We start from the raw sequence: 17,717 nt of genomic DNA, 5'->3' as shown, positions 1-17,717 counted from the left end.
GTTACGCAGCATCATCTTTCTCCCCGTTCGCGCGAACGCAAGCTGTCGCGGCGCGACAAACCGCTGTCCTGCCCGAGCTGCGACGGCAACTCGCCGGGCATCTGCTGCGCCGGATGCTGCGCCGTACCCGACTCATGATTTGCAGCACCCGAAGCCAAAGACGCACCCGCCGCCTGCATCAATTTATCGAGCGGCAGATACAGCAGATTGTTGTTGCTGCGTGAATCGACCATCACCTTGCTGGTGTTGGACATCACCTGCTGCACGGTTTCCAGATACATGCGATTGCGCGTCACTTCCGGCGCCTTGCTGTATTCGGTGAGGATCTGCTTGAAGCGGCTGGCTTCGCCTTCGGCATTGGCAATCACGCTCTGCTTGTAACCCTCGGCTTCCTGCAACAGGCGGGAAGCCGTACCGCGGGCGCGCGGGATGACGTCATTGGCGTAGGCCTGGCCTTCGTTTTTCTGGCGCTCACGATCCTGCCCCGCCTTCACCGCATCATCAAAAGCGGCCTGTACCTGCTCGGGCGGCTGGGTGCTTTGCAGGGTGACTGCGGTCACCAGCACGCCGGTTTCATAGCGATCGAGAATGTCCTGGATCAGCTTGCTGGTATTCGCCGCGATCTGCTCGCGCCCCTCGTAGAGCACGAAGTCCATCCGGCTCTTGCCGACGATCTCGCGGATCGCCGTCTCGGCCGCGCCCATCACGGCTTCGTCCGGATAGCGGTTCTTGAAGAGGAAGTTCTGCGGATCCTTGAGGCGGTACTGCACGGCGAACTGCACCATGACGATGTTTTCGTCATCGGTCAGCATCAGCGCTTCCTTGAGCACATTGCTGCTGCCGCGATAGCCGACTTCTATCGTGCGCACACGCGAGAGCTCGACGATCTCGTGGCTTTCGATCGGCCACGGCAGGCGCATGTTCGGCCCCGAGTTGGTGATGCGGTCGAAGCTGCCGAAGCGCAGCACGATGCCGCGCTGGCCCTCATCGACGATGTAGATGCCGCTGCCCAGCCACATGACGAGCACGAGCACCACCAGCATGAACACGCCGCCACCCATCTGGCGCATGTTGAGGGGCGGCCGGGCATCATTGCCGCCGAAACCGCCGCCGCCTTTCTTGCCGAACAGGGTCGAAAGACGGCGATTGAAATCGCGCCAGAGTTCTTCGAGATCGGGCGGCCCGTCGCCCTGTCCGCCTCTGTTTCCGCCGGGATCCGGACGGTTACCCCAGCCGTGGTCGTTCATGGACATGAATATTGCTGCAATCACTTGGTTAACCCGTGGTCAGGAAAAAGAAAGGAAAGTAGCGCAGTGGCAAATCGGCGAGCAGCGAACAACGAGCAAGAACCCCGGGAGCGACTGCTAGGATGCCGATGCAGCCGCTTCGGGAGGCGGTTCCGCCGCTTGCTCCGGCCCCGCCTGAGCCGTGTCACGATCCCGATGCTCAAGCGCGATTTCCGTCAGTGCCGCACGCAGCAGATCAAGTCCCGCCCCGCTGCGCGCACTCAAACGAACGCGCGAAATTCTAGCATACTCGTCACGCTCGATTCCCGCTTCGGCATGGGTTGCGTCGATCTTGTTCCAGACGACGATCTGCGGCACGTCGGCCGCGCCGATTTCGCTCAACACCCGATTTACCGCGTCGATCTGTTGATCGCGATCGGGACTGGCGGAATCGACGACGTGCAGCAGCAGATCCGAGTCGGCCGTCTCCTCCAGGGTTGCGTGGAAAGCCGCCACCAGCGCATGCGGCAGATCGCGGATGAAACCGACGGTATCGGAAAGCACGATCTGCCCGGCTTCCGCCAGGTACAGGCGGCGCGTGGTGGTATCGAGCGTGGCGAAAAGCTGGTCGGCGGCATAGGCGCCCGCCTTGGTCAGCGCGTTGAACAGGGTGGACTTGCCGGCATTGGTATAGCCGACCAGCGAAACTCTCAACATCTCGCGCCGGTTGCGCGCGCGGCGACGCACGGCGCGCTGGCGTTCGAGCTGCTTGAGGCGATCCTTGAGCAGCGCCACCCGCTTGCCGAGCAGGCGGCGGTCGGTTTCCAACTGGGTTTCGCCGGGACCGCGCAGGCCGATGCCGCCCTTCTGCCGTTCCAAATGGGTCCAACCGCGCACCAGGCGAGTGGCCAGATGCTGCAACTGGGCGAGTTCGACCTGCAGCTTGCCTTCGTGGCTCTTGGCGCGCAGGGCGAAAATATCGAGGATCAGGGCGCTGCGGTCGATGACGCGGCAGGCAACGACTTTTTCCAGGTTGCGCTGCTGGCCGGCGCTCAGTTCGTGATTGAAGATGACGACGGCGGCCTCATGCAGGCGCACCGCGGCAGCGATTTCCTCCGCCTTACCCTTGCCGGCGAATGTCGCGGCATCCGGCGCATGCCGCTTGCCGTGGATCACCGCCTGCGTTTGCGCTCCGGCACTGGCGGCAAGCAATTCGAATTCCGCAAGATGTTCGGCATAGCCTCCCGTGCCGAAATCCAGCTGAACCAGGATGGCCCTGGTTGAATTGCCGCCCTGCGCGGGCTTGTCAGACATCGGCAGCGGTTCGGAAGTCACTTGCGGTGCCGAGCGCCGCATGCAGCACTGCAAATACTGCGCACAACATCAGTCATCGACGTCCTGATTGATGGTCACCGGCCGGCCCGGCACGATGGTCGAAATGGCGTGCTTATAGACCATCTGCGTCACCGTATTCTTGAGCAGGACGACGTACTGGTCGAACGACTCGATCTGGCCCTGCAGCTTGATGCCGTTGACCAGATAGATCGAAACGGAAACATGTTCCTTGCGCAGGGTGTTGAGAAACGGGTCCTGCAACATCTGTCCTTTGTTGCTCATGGTGAGTCCTTCTTATAGGAGTTGTGTCGCTAATTTAAGGCATTTTTGCCGGCGGAGCTACTTTGCCGGCGACTTTGCGGAACGGCGAGGCGGCGTGCCCGATTTGCCGGCCGCGCGCACGACGGCCTTGCGCGGCGCAGCCGCAGCGTCCGGCTTGCCGCGCCGGGTAACGGCGGCTTTCGGGCGCGTCGATGGCGGCTTGTCGACAAACGGGTTCTCCGTGCTTTTGAATTGCACGCGCAGCGGCGTGCCCTGCAGCTTGAAGGCAACCATGAAGCCGTGTTCGAGATAGCGGCGATAGGAATCCGGCACGTGCTCGAGTGCGTTGCCATGAATCACGATGATCGGTGGATTCTGTCCGCCCTGATGGGCGTAGCGCATCTTCGGCCGGAAGATGCCATGACGCGGCGGCGCCTGTTTGTTGACGGCGGCCTGCAGCGCCCGCGTCAACCGCGGCGTGGACAGCTTCGCCATGGCGGCATTCCAGGCCTTGTCCACCGATCCCATGACGCCGGAGATGCCTTCGCCGCGCAGCGCGGAGATGTAATGGATACGGGCGAAACCGAGAAAATTCAGTTTGCGTTCGATGTCCTGCTTGATCTGCGCACGGCGATAGCCGTCAATCGCATCCCACTTGTTCACCGCCACCACCAGGGCGCGGCCGGCTTCCAGAGTGAAGCCGGCGATATGCGCGTCCTGATCGGAAATGTCCTGGCTGGCATCGACCATCAGCACCACCACGTTGCTTTGCTCGATCGCCTGCAGCGTCTTGATCACCGAGAATTTTTCGATTGCCTCGAAGACCTTGCCGCGCCGACGCAGACCGGCGGTGTCGATCAGAACGTAGTCGCGCCCCTCGCGGGTGAAGGGCACCTCGATGGCATCGCGCGTGGTGCCGGGCATGTCGAAGGCGATCACCCGCTCTTCACCCAGCAGGGCATTGATGAAGGTGCTCTTGCCGACGTTGGGCCGTCCGGCAATCGCGACGCGTGGCCCGGCCTGCGCATCCTCTTCCGTCTGCACCTCGGGGAAAGGGGCCAGCGCCTCCTCGACCAGTTCGCGCACGCCATCCCCATGCGCGGCGGAAATCACCAGCGGCGCGCCGCAGCCCAGTTCGTGAAACTCCGCCGCCACCACGGGACGATTCATTCCCTCGGCCTTGTTGACCACCAGCAGCAGCGGCCGGCCGCTGCGCCGCAACCGATCGGCAATGGAGCGGTCCTGCGGCGTCAGGCCGCTGCGGCCATCGACGACGAACAGCAACATGTCGGCCTCCGCAATCGCGGCTTCGGCCTGGCGCGCCATTTCATGGACGATGCCGCTTTTTGCCGATGGCTCGAAGCCGCCGGTATCGACCACCAGGTAATCACGTCCGCCAACCCGGCCGTGGCCGTAGTGCCGATCCCGCGTCAAGCCCGGCTGATCGGCGACCAGGGCATCCCGGGTCCGGGTCAGGCGATTGAACAGCGTCGACTTGCCGACATTGGGCCGACCGACGATGACGAGCGTGGGCTTCATGCGGCAGGTGCGACAGGTGTGTCTGCCGCGCTGCGGGCAGGTACTGAAATCACGAAGCGGACCGATTGTACCGATTGCATCGAGCGCGTCATTTCACGAACAGCGCATGCAGCGAACCATTGCGCGTCTGCACGACGAAACCGTCGCGGAAGCGCTGCGGATTCGCACTCAGCGCCGTGCCATCGGTCGTGAAGCGCGCGGCAAACTCGCCATTGTCGGAACGCAGCACATGCACCACACCGAACTTGTCGCCGACGGCAACATACCGGCCGACCGCGACGGGCTTGGAAAGCACCCGGTAGCGCAGCTTGTCCTGCTTCCAGAGGCTCGCGCCGTTATTGTGGTCATAGGCCTGCACGATGCCATTTTCGTCGCTCAAATAAACGCCCTTGTGGTCGACGTCGATGCCGCTGATGCTGGAAATGTCCCGTGACCAGTTCAGGTTGCCATTGCCCAGATCGAAGCAGGCAACGCGACCCTGATATGCAGAGGCGCAGACCGAACTGCCGGACACCACCGGCACGCTGGTGAGATCGGCAATACGTTCCAGTTCCGTCGTTCCCTTGGGTAGCGCCACGGTGCTTTCCCACACGGGGGCGCCATTGGCCGGATTCAGAGCCACCAGTTTGCCGCCGGGAAAACCGGCGAGTATGCTGCGTCCGCCGAACGCCACGCCAACGGGAGTGCGCAAGGACAACGTCGGCGTGCTGCGCTGATAGACCCACAGCCGCTTGCCCGTCTTGATGTCGAAAGCGAAGATGCGCGCATCGCCACTGCGTACGACGACGAGCTGTTCATTCACCGCCGGCGCGGCAAGCACTTCCGAACTGACCTGCGCCTTCCAGGCCAACTGACCATTCGCCGCATCGAAAACCAGCACCTCGCCCTTGGGCGAACCGACCGCCACCACCCTGCCGTTACCGCCGACACCCGCAGACAGCGGCTGACCGACGTTGATGCGCCATTCCTGCCGTCCGTTGTCGTAGCGAGCCAGCGTGCCGTCCTTGGCTGCCGCATAGACGTTGTTGCCCGCGACCAGCGGAGTGAAGGTGTATTCCTCGCTGCGGCCGACATTGGCCTGCCAGTCGCTGCGCACTTCCGCCGTCGGCGTGAAGGCGGTCAATTCCGCCGGCTTCTGCTTGGGTTCGCTGGCAAACGGATTCCACGACGCGCAGCCAGCCAGCAGCACACTCACCGCAGCAAGCACGCAATAGATTTCGAGTTTCACGGAGCCATGCTTCATCATGGTTGTTTGCCTCCTACCATCGCAAGCGATTCAAGTTTGACCAGCAACATGTCGCGATAAGCGCTCTGCTGTTGCGCCGGATTTGCACTCTTCTGCAGCTCGCCGAGCTTGTCGAGCGCTGATTGATAGGACTTTTCCGCGTCTTCGATCTTGCCTTGCGCAACGAGCACATCGCCCCTCACTTCGGCATAACGCGGCACGAACGGCGCGGCCGGTTCGGCACTCAGCGTCTGCAAGGCTTCGTCGTAGGATTTTTCCTCGAGCAGCAGCTCGGCCAGACGCAGACGCGCCAGATCGCGCAACTCGCTGTCCTTTGCATGCGTCTGCGCCCAATCGAGCTGGGTCCTGGCCGCCTTCATGTCGCCCGCCTCGATCTGCGTGCGCGCCGAAAGCAACGCCGCCATGACGGCATAGCGGGTGCCGGCATACTTGTTGATCAATTCACCAGCCGCATCAGCGATCCTCTTGGCATCACGCGCCTCAGCCGCACGTTCGACAAGCGTATACAACGCGCTTGCCTGCAGCGACTGCTCGCGCTGCCACCAATTCCAGCCTTGCCAGCCGGCCAGGCCGATGGCGACGACCAGCAGCGCGCCAGTCACCAGATTGCCGTACTGCCGCCACCAGGCTTTCAGTTCGTCGAGCTGTTCCTGCTCTTCGTGATCATAGACTGCCATTTTCATCTTCCCATGCAAATAACCGCTCGCCGATCACCTCGGCCAACTGATCGACCGCGACACGACGCTGCTCGCCGGTTTCGCGGAGTGGTTTCAACGTGACTTCGGCCGCCGCCGCTTCTTCATCACCGATGATGACGGCGAAGGTTGCGCCCGATGCATCGGCGCGTTTCATCTGCGATTTAAAACTGCCGCCGCCGCAATGCAGTTGCACCGCGTAACCGTTGTCGCGCAAGCCCTCGGCAACGCGGAAAGCCAGATGCCGGGCTTTCTCGCCTTCGCCCTCGCCCTGATGGACGAGATAGACATCCGTTCCGACGGCCTCCAGTTGCCCGCCTTGCGCCTGCCAGAGCGCCAGCAGGCGCTCCACCCCCATGGCGAATCCGCAGGCCGGCGCCGGCTTGCCGCCCAGTTGGGCAATCAGTCCATCGTAGCGGCCGCCGGCACAGACCGTGCCCTGCGCGCCGAGGCTTTCGGTGACCCACTCGAAAACCGTCAGGTTGTAATAGTCGAGGCCGCGCACCAGGCGCGGGTTGATGCGGAACGGAATTCCCGCATCCTTGAGCAGGGCCTGCACGCCTGCGAAGTGCTGCAGCGATTCACGGCCCAGGTAGTCGATCAGCTTCGGCGCGCGCTCGACGATTTCCTGCATCGCCGGATTCTTGCTGTCGAGGATGCGCAGCGGATTGGCATGCAGACGGCGCTGCGCATCGGCATCGAGTTGCGCCGCATGCTGCTCGAAATGCGCGATCAGCGCGCTGCGATGCTGCTGGCGCTCCTCGGCCTGCCCCAGCGTATTGAGTTCGAGGCGGATGTCCTCCAGTCCCAGGTCGTCCCACAGACGCTGGCACATCATGATCTGCTCGGCGTCGATATCCGGTCCGGCAAAGCCCAGCGCCTCGACACCCACCTGGTGGAACTGGCGGTAGCGGCCTTTCTGCGGCCGCTCGTGACGGAACATCGGCCCTTGGTACCACAGGCGCTTGGGGCCGTCATACAGCAGGTTGTGCTGCATCACGGCGCGCACGCAGCCGGCGGTGCCTTCGGGGCGCAGCGTCAGTTGCTCGCCGTTGAGGCTATCGGTGAAGGAATACATTTCCTTCTCGACGATGTCGGTGACCGTGCCGATGGCGCGGGCAAACAGCGGAGTCGGTTCGACCAGCGGCATGCGGATGGGGCGGTAGCCGTAACCCTGCAGCCAGGAACGCACGATCTCCTCGAACTGTTCCCACAATTCGGCTTCATCGGGCAGGATGTCATTCATCCCGCGTATGGCTTGCAATGTCTGGCTCATGAGTCTCTGAATCAACCGATATCAATACTCAATCCGCGCCGGATACTTGCGGATCACGTATTCGTCAATGATGGCGCGGAATTCGCCCGCGATGTTGTCGCCTTTCAGCGTCACCGTGCGCTCGCCATCGACATACACCGGTGCAACCGGGGCTTCGCCCGTGCCCGGCAGACTGATGCCGATGCTGGCGTGCTTGCTCTCGCCCGGGCCATTCACCACGCAGCCCATCACCGCCAGGGTCATGTTCTCCACACCGATGCGCTGGTCGCGCCACTCGGGCATACGTTCTCGCACGTAATCCTGGATGTCCTGCGCCAGCTCCTGGAACACCGTGCTGGTGGTGCGGCCACAGCCCGGGCAGGCGGCCACCAGCGGGGTGAACGCGCGCAGCCCCATGGTCTGCAGGATTTCCTGAGCGACGATGACTTCGCGCGTGCGGTCGCCATTGGGCTCCGGCGTCAACGAAACACGGATGGTGTCGCCGATGCCTTCCTGCAGCAGCACGGCCAGCGCTGCGGTGGAAGCAACGATACCTTTCGATCCCATGCCCGCTTCGGTCAGACCGAGATGCAAGGGATAGTCGCAGCGCTCGGCAAGGTCACGATAAATGGCGATCAGATCCTGCACCGCAGACACCTTGCAGGAGAGAATGATCTTGTCGCCCGCCAGCCCCAGCTCTTCGGCCTTTGCCGCGCTTTCCAGCGCCGAGGCGACCATCGCCTCGCGCATGATGGCAACGGCGCCCCGCGGCACCGCGCGCGCCGCATTCTCGTCCATGATGCGCGCCAGCAGCGCCTGATCGAGACTGCCCCAGTTGACACCGATGCGTATCGGCTTGTCATGGTGACAGGCAATCTCGATCAGGCGGGCGAATTGCTCGTCGCGGCTCTTGCCCTTGCCGACATTGCCCGGATTGATGCGCAGCTTGTCGAGTGCGGCGGCACACGCCGGCACTTCTTCCAGCAACTTGTGGCCGTTGAAATGAAAATCGCCCACCAGGGGCACATCGACATTCATCTTCAGCAATTGATCGCGCAGCTTCGGCACCGCTACCGCCGCCTCGCGGGTATTCACCGTGACGCGGACGATCTCCGAGCCGGCGCGCGCCAGTTGCGCCACCTGCAACGCCGTGGCGATGTAGTCTGCCGTATCGGTATTGGTCATCGACTGCACGATGACCGGCGCATCACCACCGACCGCAACCTTGCCGATCATCACACGACGCGTGCGGCGGCGCGGCAGGCGCACTTCAGCGCTCCAGTTTTCCGGGCTAGTCATTCCAGATTGAACCGTGCGACATCGACCTTGGTGTAAGGCTGCAAATCCACCTGGCGATCTTCATAAAGCAGGCGCACATGCGGCGCATTGCCCACCACCACGGCAAACGGCGGCCGTCCGCTGATGACCTGTTGCGTGCCGGGCAGATTGTTCTGGGCAAATATCACGTTCGCCGTGGCATCCTTCACCTCGACCCAGGAGACTTGATCGAAAACGAATACCAGACGATGAGCCTCCGGATCCACTGCAGACGTTGCGCCCGTGGCGACCATGCCCGGCGAAGCCGGGATTGCAGTTGCCGCGCCGGTCTCGGATGGCGTGAGCGTGACAGGCATCCCGGATGAAGAGGCTGCCGCCAGCGCCTCGGCCGTTGCCGGCAGGGCGGAGACAGGCTCGCTAGCGCTACCACCATCAGCGGGTGGCAAGCCCGTGGCATCAGCCGGTTCCGAAGGCACTGCAGCAGACGGCATGGACAGCGGCAAAGGCTGCCAAAAGAAATAGACGCCGATGGCAACCAGCAACACGACGATACTGCTGGCCGGCAGCCAGAATCTGAACAGCGGATTGCCGCGTCCGCCAAACTGGGGCAAGGGCGCGCCCGCATCAGGCAACACCGCGATTGCAGCAATCGCCGCCGGAACCTGTTTGTCGTAAAGGGCAAGCAAGGCAACCGGGTCGATATGCAGCAACTTGGCATAACTGCGAATGAAACCGCGCACCATGGTGGCGCCGGGCAGCTTGCTGAAATCGTCCCGTTCCACTGCCTCGATCTGGCGGGCACCGAACTTGATGGCCTGGGCGACATCCGCCACCGAAAGCCCTCGCGCCTGCCGAGCCGCCGACAGCGACTGGCCCAGAGTTCCAGCCAACGGGACAGGCTGACTCAACCGCGCATCGGCAAAGCCATCCGCAGCATCCGCACCATCCACGCCATCGGTGCCTGCGGGAATTTCAGCCGAATCAAGCAGATCGTTCATTCGTATTGTCCCTGCAGCAACTTGAGATGTTCGGGACTGCCCACAAAGTCCTGGCGCAACTGGGCGGCATAACGCGCCTCGCTTTGGCGATTCCCCGATTTGCGCTCGATGCGCAAGGCCAGCCAGACCAACTCGGCACTCGGCTCGACCAGCTTTTGCAATTCAGACAGGTGCAGGCGCGCAGCCGACAGACGGTCCTGGCGATAACAGATATCGGCCAGCAGGAAAATCGCCCGGATATTTTCCGGATCGAACTTCAGGGCGCGCATGAAATATTCTTCAGCCCCCTTGTCGTCCTTCAGACGCAGCAGGCAGATGCCGGCATTGGTGAGGGGCATTGCCGGCGTGGCATACAACGGACTCTTGATTGCAATGTTGAAATAAGACAGCGAGCGCTGTTCACGCCCGGTCTGACACAAAAACCAGCCGAAATTATTGTTGATTTCAGGATCGTTCGGCGCAATGCGCAAAGCCTGTTCGAAGCTTTTCTCGGCAGAGGCATTTTCCCGCATCTGCATGTAAGTCAATCCCATCAGGCTATAGGCCGGCGCATAGCCCGGATCTGCCGAAAGGGCAACCCGCGCTTCATCGAGCGCGACCGCCAAGTTGGCGTTCTGCAGGTACAACGCGCCAAGCTCGGTATGCACCTTGGCACGCTGCTGGCTGTCACTCGTCGCCGCCTGCTGGGAAACCGGCTGCTCGGCAGAACGCTCCACGCCGGCAAGTTCCGTGGCGCACCCGGCCAGCAGCAGTACGACTGCCGACAATCCGCTGCTCGCAACATGTCTCAATGGCAACATGCATCCTCCTCTCGCTGCTTCTGAATCGGAATCGTCCGGCGCGCGCCTGCTGCTGCAGGTTGCGTTCGTTGGGCTCGCTGCGTTCGTTGCGTCCGATCCTGAACCTGCCCAGCCAGTTGGCCGCAGGCCGCATCGATGTCATCGCCACGCGTCTTGCGCGTCGTCGTGACGAGCCCCGCCGCCATCATGATGTCGGCAAAACGCCGGATGCGTTCCGGAGCCGAGCGGCGGAAACCGGAATGCGGAAACGGATTGAATGGAATCAAATTGAACTTGCAGGGGACATCCCGCGTCAGGGCAAGCAGCTCGCGGGCATCGCCGTCACGATCATTGACGCCATCGAGCATGACATATTCGAAAGTAATGAAATCACGCGGCGCCCGTTCGAGGTAGCGCTGGCAGGCCGCCATCAGTTGCGCCAGGGGGTATTTGCGATTGATCGGCACCAACCGATCGCGCAACGCATCATTCGGCGCATGCAGCGAAACGGCCAGGGCAACGGGGCACTCCTCACGCAGGCGGTCCATACCGGGCACGATGCCCGAGGTGGACACCGTAACCCGCCGCCGCGACAAGCCATAGGCATGATCATCGAGCATCAGCCGCAAGGCGGAAATGACATTTTCCAGATTGGCCAGCGGTTCGCCCATGCCCATCATGACGACATTGCTGATGATGCGCTCGCCGCTGTCGCCACCGATCTTTCCGTCACCGAGCAGGCGGCTGGCCTGCCACAACTGGCCGATGATTTCGGCAACGGTCAGATTGCGATTGAAGCCCTGCTTGCCGGTCGAACAAAACGCGCAATCCAGCGCACAGCCCGCCTGGCTGGAGATGCAGAGCGTACCGCGCCGATCTTCCGGAATGAAGACGGTCTCGATTGCATTGCCGCTGCCCACGTCAAACAGAAACTTGCGCGTACCGTCGTCAGAGGCGCTGTCGCGCACCAACGCCGGCGGCAGTACACGGGCCACATCGCCAAGCCGCTCGCGCAGCGTCTTGGCGACATCCGTCATCAGGGAAAAGTCGTCGATCCCGCCCTGATGCATCCAGCGCATGACCTGCCGGGCGCGCATCCGCTCCCGCCCGGGCGTTTCGCCCAGGCGGGAAAAGAATGCCGCAAGTCCGGCAGCATCAAGATCGAGAAGATTGACTTTATCCTGGCTCATGCGATGTTTTGAGGCGTAAAACAAACGGACACTCAAAGTCAAAGTTCCGCAAACGCACTGAATCACGCCTTGAACATTGAGTGTTTAACGCGAGTAAACGTTCAGCGCCGGAAAGAAATAGGCAATTTCAACCGCTGCGGTTTCCGGCGCATCCGAACCATGCACTGCATTGGCATCGATACTTTGTGCGAAATCGGCACGTATGGTTCCCGGTGCGGCCTGCTTGGGATCCGTTGCCCCCATCAGGTCACGGTTCTTCAGAACGGCGCCTTCACCTTCCAGTACCTGCACCATCACCGGACCGGAAATCATGAACTCGACCAGATCCTTGAAAAAGGGACGCTCGCGATGCACGGCGTAAAAGCCTTCGGCCTCCTGGCGCGACAGATGAATCATCCGCGCGGCAATGATCTTCAGGCCATTGTCTTCGAAGCGGGAATAAATCTTGCCGATCACATTCTTGGCAACGGCATCGGGTTTGATAATGGAAAGGGTACGTTCAACAGCCATGCTTTACTCCAAACGAGGTTAAACAAACAGGGTAACTTGTTATTTTATCTCATTGTCGCAAAGCTTCCCCAGGGTTTTTTCGAGCCTGACCTCGCGACGCTGGCGAAACAACCGCCATTCCCCCAGGATCAGCGCCGGATGGCGATCCGCTGCGGCCTCCAGCAACTGGCGCAGCGCTTCCTTGAGGCGCGCTTCACTCGGAATCTTCACCCCCTGCCGGACCAGCAGATAACGCAGCAAGTTGCGCGCCCGGGGCTCATTCAGCGCAGCCAGCGTCGCGACGGGCACAGGAAAGCTCGCCGGCACCTCGCCCAGGTCGGCAACGGCAAGCTCATCCAGCAGTTCGGCGGCTTCGGCAAAACGCCCCGCCGCCGCCGCAAACCGCCCTTCCACTGCCGGGAAACGCATACGCAACTCGGGAATGATGCGATGCCGCAGAAAGTTTCGCGAATGCCGCACGTCGAGATTGCTTTCATCATCTATCCACGCCAGATCATGCGCCTGCAGGTAGCGTTCGATTTCGCCGCGCGGCATCGCCAGTAGAGGACGCAGCAACGCAAGACCCGAACGCAACCAGCGCGATTCGGGCATGCCGCGCGCACCATGCACGCCGCCACCGCGCAAGAGGTTGAACAACAAGGTTTCGGCCTGGTCGCCAAGATGCTGTCCGAGCACCAGACAATCGGCATCGAGCCGTGAAAAAGCTGCGTAACGGCAGGCGCGGGCCGCCGCTTCCAGCCCTTCAGCGGCATCGCGCGGCACCGTCACGGCAACACAGGTCAATGGAACCTGCAGACGCTGGCAAAACCGGCTGCAAAACGTCAGCCATTCATCCGCATGCGGACTGATGCCGTGATGCACGTGGCAAGCAGCCAGCTCATAGTCGAAGCCGGCTTGCAATTCATGCAGGGCGTGCAGCAGGGCAACCGAGTCACGGCCGCCGGACAGGCCGACGACCAAGCGCTTTCGCGCCGAAGCCAACGGCAAATGTCGCTTGAGGGAAGCTGAAAGTTGCGCCAGCAGCCTCTCGCTCTCAGGCGGCGCGCTGTTCCTTGTATTTGCCATAGCTCATCAGGCGCGCATAGCGGCGCTCGATCAACTCAGCCGGCGCAAGATCAGTCACCTGACGCAAAGCGTCCTGAATCGCCTTCCGCAATGAAGCCGCAATGGCATGAGGGGCGCGATGCGCTCCACCGACCGGCTCATTGACGACCCGGTCGATCAATCCCAGCGTTTTCAGGCGGCCTGCCGTGATTCCCATGGTTTCCGCGGCATCGCAGGCACGTTCCGAGCTTTTCCAGAGAATGGAGGCACAGCCTTCCGGAGAAATCACCGAATAGGTTGAATATTGCAGCATCAGCACGGCATCGCCCACCGCAATGGCCAGCGCGCCGCCGGAGCCTCCTTCGCCGATGATCGTAGTGATCAGGGGCACCTTGAGTTCTGCCATGATCAGCAGATTGCGCCCGATGGCTTCCGACTGGCCCCGCTCTTCAGCGCCGATCCCCGGATAAGCGCCCGGCGTATCGACGAAAGTAATCACCGGTATCCCGAACTTCTCCGCCAACCGCATCAAACGCAGCGCCTTGCGATAGCCTTCGGGGCGCGGCATGCCGAAATTGCGAAGAATCTTCTCTTTCGTATCCCGACCCTTTTGATGGCCGATGACCATCACGGACTGTCCATTGAAACGCGCCAGTCCGCCGACGATCGCCTGGTCATCCGCAAAGCTGCGGTCACCGTGAAGCTCTTCAAAATCCGTGAATATTTGCTCGACGTAATCCAGCGTATAAGGACGCTGCGGATGACGCGCGACCTGGGCAATCTGCCAGGGTGTGAGCTTGCTGTAGATGTCCTTCAACAAATTCTGGCTTTTGACTTCGAGGCGGCCGATTTCTTCGGAAATATCGACCGCCGAATCATCCTGAGCAAAGCGCAAGGCCTCGATCTTCGCATCGAGTTCGGCAATGGGCTGTTCGAAATCAAGGAAAGTGGTTTTCATGGGCAGCCAATTTGTTGGAACCGGGCGATTTTAACGCATCGAAACCGTTTCGCCCAGTCCGCGGATGAGCAAGAAGGTATGAACGTAGCGTCATCCGCGAGCGGCATTTCTTTTCCCTGTGCGAGGGTTGCAGTTACCGGTGTTGTTTTGTAAAGCGCAAAGCCCTCAAGTGGGGTACTTGAGGGCTTTGTATTGGGGGTCTGGCGCTGACCTACTTTCTCACCCGGGGTGGGCAATATCATTGGCGCGGAGGTGTTTCACGGTCCTGTTCGGGAAGGGAAGGGGTGGTTCCACCTTGCTATGGGCACCAGACGAAACTGTGTGATCTGCGGGGCTTTTTGAGCGTTGCGGATCGCGATATTTGGAAGAAGTGGGGTTTTGATTGTGGCGTGGAGTCACGCAAGGTTATAGGATCAAGCCACACGGGCAATTAGTACTGGTTAGCTTAACGCATTGCTGCGCTTCCACACCCAGCCTATCAACGTCCTGGTCTTGGACGACCCTTGAGGGGGGTCGAGCCCCCGGGAAGTCTTATCTTGAGGCGAGTTTCCCGCTTAGATGCTTTCAGCGGTTATCTCTTCCGTACTTAGCTACCCGGCGATGCGACTGGCGTCACAACCGGTACACCAGGGGTACGTCCACTCCGGTCCTCTCGTACTAGGAGCAGGTCCTCTCAAACTTCCAGCGCCCACGGCAGATAGGGACCAAACTGTCTCACGACGTTTTAAACCCAGCTCACGTACCACTTTAAATGGCGAACAGCCATACCCTTGGGACCGACTACAGCCCCAGGATGTGATGAGCCGACATCGAGGTGCCAAACTCCGCCGTCGATATGAACTCTTGGGCGGAATCAGCCTGTTATCCCCAGAGTACCTTTTATCCGTTGAGCGATGGCCCTTCCATACAGAACCACCGGATCACTATGACCTGCTTTCGCACCTGCTCGACTTGTCGGTCTCGCAGTTAAGCCTCCTTTTGCCATTGCACTATCAGTACGATGTCCGACCGTACCTAGGAGACCTTCGTACTCCTCCGTTACCCTTTGGGAGGAGACCGCCCCAGTCAAACTGCCTACCATGCACGGTCCCCGAACCGGATTCACGGTCCAAGGTTAGAACCTCAACGACACCAGGGTGGTATTTCAAGGATGGCTCCTCTCGATCTAGCGACCGAGTCTCACAGCCTCCCACCTATCCTACACAAGTCCCGTCAAAGTCCAATGCAAAGCTACAGTAAAGGTTCATGGGGTCTTTCCGTCTAGCCGCGGGGAGATTGCATCTTCACAACCATGTCAACTTCGCTGAGTCTCAGGAGGAGACAGTGTGGCCATCGTTACGCCATTCGTGCAGGTCGGAACTTACCCGACAAGGAATTTCGCTACCTTAGGACCGTTATAGTTACGGCCGCCGTTTACCGGGGCTTCGATCAAGAGCTTGCACCCCATCACTTAACCTTCCGGCACCGGGCAGGCGTCACACCCTATACGTCCACTTTCGTGTTTGCAGAGTGCTATGTTTTTATTAAACAGTCGCAGCCACCGATTCTTTGCAACCTCTTACGGCTCCGTCCGCGGGGACTTCACCTTATCGAGGCACACCTTCTCCCGAAGTTACGGTGTCAATTTGCCGAGTTCCTTCTCCTGAGTTCTCTCAAGCGCCTTAGAATTTTCATCCTGCCCACCTGTGTCGGTTTGCGGTACGGTCAATCTTGAACTGAAGCTTAGAGGCTTTTCCTGGAAGCAGGGTATCAATCACTTCGTCTTCTAAGAAGACTCGTTATCACCTCTCAGCTAAGCCGCGCGGATTTGCCTACGCAGCACGCCTACAGGCTTGAACCGGGACGTCCAACACCCGGCTGACCTAACCTTCTCCGTCCCCCCATCGCATTCAAGATCGGTACAGGAATATTAACCTGTTTCCCATCGACTACGCCTTTCGGCCTCGCCTTAGGAGCCGACTCACCCTGCGCCGATGAACGTTGCGCAGGAAACCTTGGGCTTTCGGCGAGGGAGCTTTTCACTCCCTTTATCGCTACTCATGTCAGCATTCGCACTTCTGATACCTCCAGCATCCCTTACGAGACACCTTCAACGGCCTACAGAACGCTCTCCTACCATATCCTTACGGATATCCGCGGCTTCGGTGCATGGTTTGAGCCCCGTTACATCTTCCGCGCAGGACGACTCGATCAGTGAGCTATTACGCTTTCTTTAAAGGATGGCTGCTTCTAAGCCAACTTCCTGACTGTCTATGCCTTCCCACTTCGTTTCCCACTTAACCATGTCTTCGGGACCTTAGCCGGCGGTCTGGGTTGTTTCCCTCTTGACGATGAACGTTAGCACCCACCGTCTGTCTCCCATGCTCGCACTTCTCGGTATTCGGAGTTTGCTATGACGCGGTAAATCGCGATGACCCCCGCAATCATTACAGTGCTCTACCCCCGAGAGTGATACATGAGGCACTACCTAAATAGTTTTCGGAGAGAACCAGCTATTTCCAGATTTGTTTAGCCTTTCACCCCTACCCACAGCTCATCCCCTAATTTTTCAACATTAGTGGGTTCGGACCTCCAGTGTGTGTTACCACACCTTCATCCTGGCCATGGGTAGATCATCTGGTTTCGGGTCTACGCCTTGCTACTAAAGCGCCCTTATCAGACTCGCTTTCGCTACGCCTCCCCTATTCGGTTAAGCTCGCAACAAAACGTAAGTCGCTGACCCATTATACAAAAGGTACGCAGTCACCCCTTGCGGGGCTCCCACTGTTTGTATGCATGCGGTTTCAGGATCTATTTCACTCCCCTCCCGGGGTTCTTTTCGCCTTTCCCTCACGGTACTGGTTCACTATCGGTCGATTACGAGTATTTAGCCTTGGAGGATGGTCCCCCCATGTTCAGACAGGGTTTCTCGTGCCCCGCCCTACTTGTCGTACGCCTAGTTCCGCTGCCGTGTTTTTTCATACGGGGCTATCACCCACTATGGCCGCCCTTTCCAGAGCGTTCTGATAACACAACAGTTAAATCGTACAGGCTGTTCCCATTTCGCTCGCCACTACTTTGGGAATCTCGGTTGATTTCTTTTCCTCCGGCTACTTAGATGGTTCAGTTCACCGGGTTCGCTTCCTCTGGCCTATGTATTCAGCCAGGGATGACCCTTGCGGGCCGGGTTTCCCCATTCGGACATCTGCGGATCAAAGCTTGTTTGCCAGCTCCCCGCAGCTTTTCGCAGGCTACAACGTCCTTCATCGCCTGTAATCGCCAAGGCATCCACCACATGCACTTATTCGCTTGATCCTATAACCTTGCGGACTGGCTGACTGTCAGTCGCGGTTACAGAACTCGCGTGTCACGCTTGTGCCGCACCCTGATAAAACACCAGGATGCAACGATACAATCACAACCC

General features: G+C 60.2%; 14 protein-coding genes and 2 rRNA genes. All 16 read right to left on the bottom strand.

The window, feature by feature from the left end:
• Nucleotides 1-11: 11 nt before the first annotated feature.
• Nucleotides 12-1,253, bottom strand: coding sequence for an FtsH protease activity modulator HflK (hflK, locus tag SDENCHOL_RS06430; RefSeq protein WP_154716482.1), 1,242 nt, complete (start codon nt 1,251-1,253; stop codon nt 12-14).
• A gap of 111 nt (nt 1,254-1,364) precedes the next feature.
• Complete coding sequence (hflX, locus tag SDENCHOL_RS06425; RefSeq protein WP_154716481.1) at nt 1,365-2,540, bottom strand: GTPase HflX; 1,176 nt, start codon at nt 2,538-2,540, stop codon at nt 1,365-1,367.
• 69 nt (nt 2,541-2,609) lie between these two features.
• Nucleotides 2,610-2,843, bottom strand: a complete 234-nt coding sequence (hfq, locus tag SDENCHOL_RS06420; RefSeq protein ID WP_154716480.1) for an RNA chaperone Hfq — start codon at nt 2,841-2,843, stop codon at nt 2,610-2,612.
• 57 nt (nt 2,844-2,900) lie between these two features.
• Nucleotides 2,901-4,361 carry a ribosome biogenesis GTPase Der gene (gene der / locus SDENCHOL_RS06415; RefSeq protein ID WP_154716479.1) on the bottom strand — a complete coding sequence of 487 codons (1,461 nt, stop codon included), beginning with the start codon at nt 4,359-4,361 and terminating at the stop codon, nt 2,901-2,903.
• A gap of 88 nt (nt 4,362-4,449) precedes the next feature.
• The gene (bamB, locus tag SDENCHOL_RS06410; protein ID WP_231912925.1) at nt 4,450-5,607 is read right to left on the bottom strand and encodes an outer membrane protein assembly factor BamB; all 1,158 of its coding nucleotides are present in this window, start codon (nt 5,605-5,607) and stop codon (nt 4,450-4,452) included.
• Nucleotides 5,604-6,284 (bottom strand): YfgM family protein, encoded by a 681-nt coding sequence (locus SDENCHOL_RS06405; protein WP_154716478.1) that lies wholly within the window; start codon nt 6,282-6,284, stop codon nt 5,604-5,606. Before SDENCHOL_RS06405 ends, bamB begins: the two co-directional genes overlap by 4 nt.
• Nucleotides 6,271-7,578: a histidine--tRNA ligase gene (gene hisS / locus SDENCHOL_RS06400; RefSeq protein ID WP_154716477.1), complete on the bottom strand. Its 1,308-nt coding sequence runs from the start codon at nt 7,576-7,578 to the stop codon at nt 6,271-6,273. The genes SDENCHOL_RS06405 and hisS overlap by 14 nt, the downstream gene beginning before the upstream one ends.
• A gap of 21 nt (nt 7,579-7,599) precedes the next feature.
• Nucleotides 7,600-8,856 (bottom strand): flavodoxin-dependent (E)-4-hydroxy-3-methylbut-2-enyl-diphosphate synthase, encoded by a 1,257-nt coding sequence (ispG, locus tag SDENCHOL_RS06395; protein WP_154716476.1) that lies wholly within the window; start codon nt 8,854-8,856, stop codon nt 7,600-7,602.
• Nucleotides 8,853-9,833: a helix-turn-helix domain-containing protein gene (locus SDENCHOL_RS06390; RefSeq protein WP_154716475.1), complete on the bottom strand. Its 981-nt coding sequence runs from the start codon at nt 9,831-9,833 to the stop codon at nt 8,853-8,855. Before SDENCHOL_RS06390 ends, ispG begins: the two co-directional genes overlap by 4 nt.
• On the bottom strand, nt 9,830-10,633 hold the full coding sequence (gene pilW, locus SDENCHOL_RS06385; protein ID WP_154716474.1) for a type IV pilus biogenesis/stability protein PilW: 804 nt from the start codon (nt 10,631-10,633) through the stop codon (nt 9,830-9,832). Before pilW ends, SDENCHOL_RS06390 begins: the two co-directional genes overlap by 4 nt.
• The gene (rlmN, locus tag SDENCHOL_RS06380) at nt 10,621-11,802 is read right to left on the bottom strand and encodes a 23S rRNA (adenine(2503)-C(2))-methyltransferase RlmN (RefSeq protein WP_154716473.1); all 1,182 of its coding nucleotides are present in this window, start codon (nt 11,800-11,802) and stop codon (nt 10,621-10,623) included. The genes pilW and rlmN overlap by 13 nt, the downstream gene beginning before the upstream one ends.
• 84 nt (nt 11,803-11,886) lie before the next feature.
• Nucleotides 11,887-12,312 carry a nucleoside-diphosphate kinase gene (ndk, locus tag SDENCHOL_RS06375; RefSeq protein WP_154716472.1) on the bottom strand — a complete coding sequence of 142 codons (426 nt, stop codon included), beginning with the start codon at nt 12,310-12,312 and terminating at the stop codon, nt 11,887-11,889.
• Nucleotides 12,313-12,351: 39 nt separating this feature from the next.
• Entirely contained in the window at nt 12,352-13,377 is a 1,026-nt protein-coding gene (gene tilS / locus SDENCHOL_RS06370; protein ID WP_154716471.1) for a tRNA lysidine(34) synthetase TilS, read from the bottom strand.
• Nucleotides 13,346-14,314, bottom strand: coding sequence for an acetyl-CoA carboxylase carboxyltransferase subunit alpha (locus tag SDENCHOL_RS06365; protein WP_154716470.1), 969 nt, complete (start codon nt 14,312-14,314; stop codon nt 13,346-13,348). Before SDENCHOL_RS06365 ends, tilS begins: the two co-directional genes overlap by 32 nt.
• Before the next feature lie 198 nt (nt 14,315-14,512).
• Nucleotides 14,513-14,626, bottom strand: a 5S ribosomal RNA gene (gene rrf / locus SDENCHOL_RS06360).
• Between the two features lie 97 nt (nt 14,627-14,723).
• Nucleotides 14,724-17,608 (bottom strand): 23S ribosomal RNA (locus SDENCHOL_RS06355).
• Nucleotides 17,609-17,717 lie beyond the last annotated feature (109 nt).

Origin of the sequence: Sterolibacterium denitrificans (assembly GCF_900174485.1) — a bacterium.
Classification (GTDB): domain Bacteria; phylum Pseudomonadota; class Gammaproteobacteria; order Burkholderiales; family Rhodocyclaceae; genus Sterolibacterium; species Sterolibacterium denitrificans.
The sequence above is the reverse complement of the archived record's forward strand: the minus strand, read 5'-3'. Positions and strand labels throughout refer to the sequence as shown.

What these genes read in the sequence shown, in the direction of transcription:
- der (WP_154716479.1), bottom strand. Translation starts at nt 4,361, where the DNA reads ATGAAGCCCACGCTCGTCATCGTCGGTCGGCCCAATGTCGGCAAGTCG.
- tilS (WP_154716471.1), bottom strand. Translation starts at nt 13,377, where the DNA reads ATGGCAAATACAAGGAACAGCGCGCCGCCTGAGAGCGAGAGGCTGCTG.
- hisS (WP_154716477.1), bottom strand. Translation starts at nt 7,578, where the DNA reads ATGAGCCAGACATTGCAAGCCATACGCGGGATGAATGACATCCTGCCC.
- hflX (WP_154716481.1), bottom strand. Translation starts at nt 2,540, where the DNA reads ATGTCTGACAAGCCCGCGCAGGGCGGCAATTCAACCAGGGCCATCCTG.
- SDENCHOL_RS06405 (WP_154716478.1), bottom strand. Translation starts at nt 6,284, where the DNA reads ATGGCAGTCTATGATCACGAAGAGCAGGAACAGCTCGACGAACTGAAA.
- SDENCHOL_RS06365 (WP_154716470.1), bottom strand. Translation starts at nt 14,314, where the DNA reads ATGAAAACCACTTTCCTTGATTTCGAACAGCCCATTGCCGAACTCGAT.
- hflK (WP_154716482.1), bottom strand. Translation starts at nt 1,253, where the DNA reads ATGTCCATGAACGACCACGGCTGGGGTAACCGTCCGGATCCCGGCGGA.
- bamB (WP_231912925.1), bottom strand. Translation starts at nt 5,607, where the DNA reads ATGATGAAGCATGGCTCCGTGAAACTCGAAATCTATTGCGTGCTTGCT.
- hfq (WP_154716480.1), bottom strand. Translation starts at nt 2,843, where the DNA reads ATGAGCAACAAAGGACAGATGTTGCAGGACCCGTTTCTCAACACCCTG.
- ndk (WP_154716472.1), bottom strand. Translation starts at nt 12,312, where the DNA reads ATGGCTGTTGAACGTACCCTTTCCATTATCAAACCCGATGCCGTTGCC.
- rlmN (WP_154716473.1), bottom strand. Translation starts at nt 11,802, where the DNA reads ATGAGCCAGGATAAAGTCAATCTTCTCGATCTTGATGCTGCCGGACTT.
- ispG (WP_154716476.1), bottom strand. Translation starts at nt 8,856, where the DNA reads ATGACTAGCCCGGAAAACTGGAGCGCTGAAGTGCGCCTGCCGCGCCGC.
- pilW (WP_154716474.1), bottom strand. Translation starts at nt 10,633, where the DNA reads ATGTTGCCATTGAGACATGTTGCGAGCAGCGGATTGTCGGCAGTCGTA.
- SDENCHOL_RS06390 (WP_154716475.1), bottom strand. Translation starts at nt 9,833, where the DNA reads ATGAACGATCTGCTTGATTCGGCTGAAATTCCCGCAGGCACCGATGGC.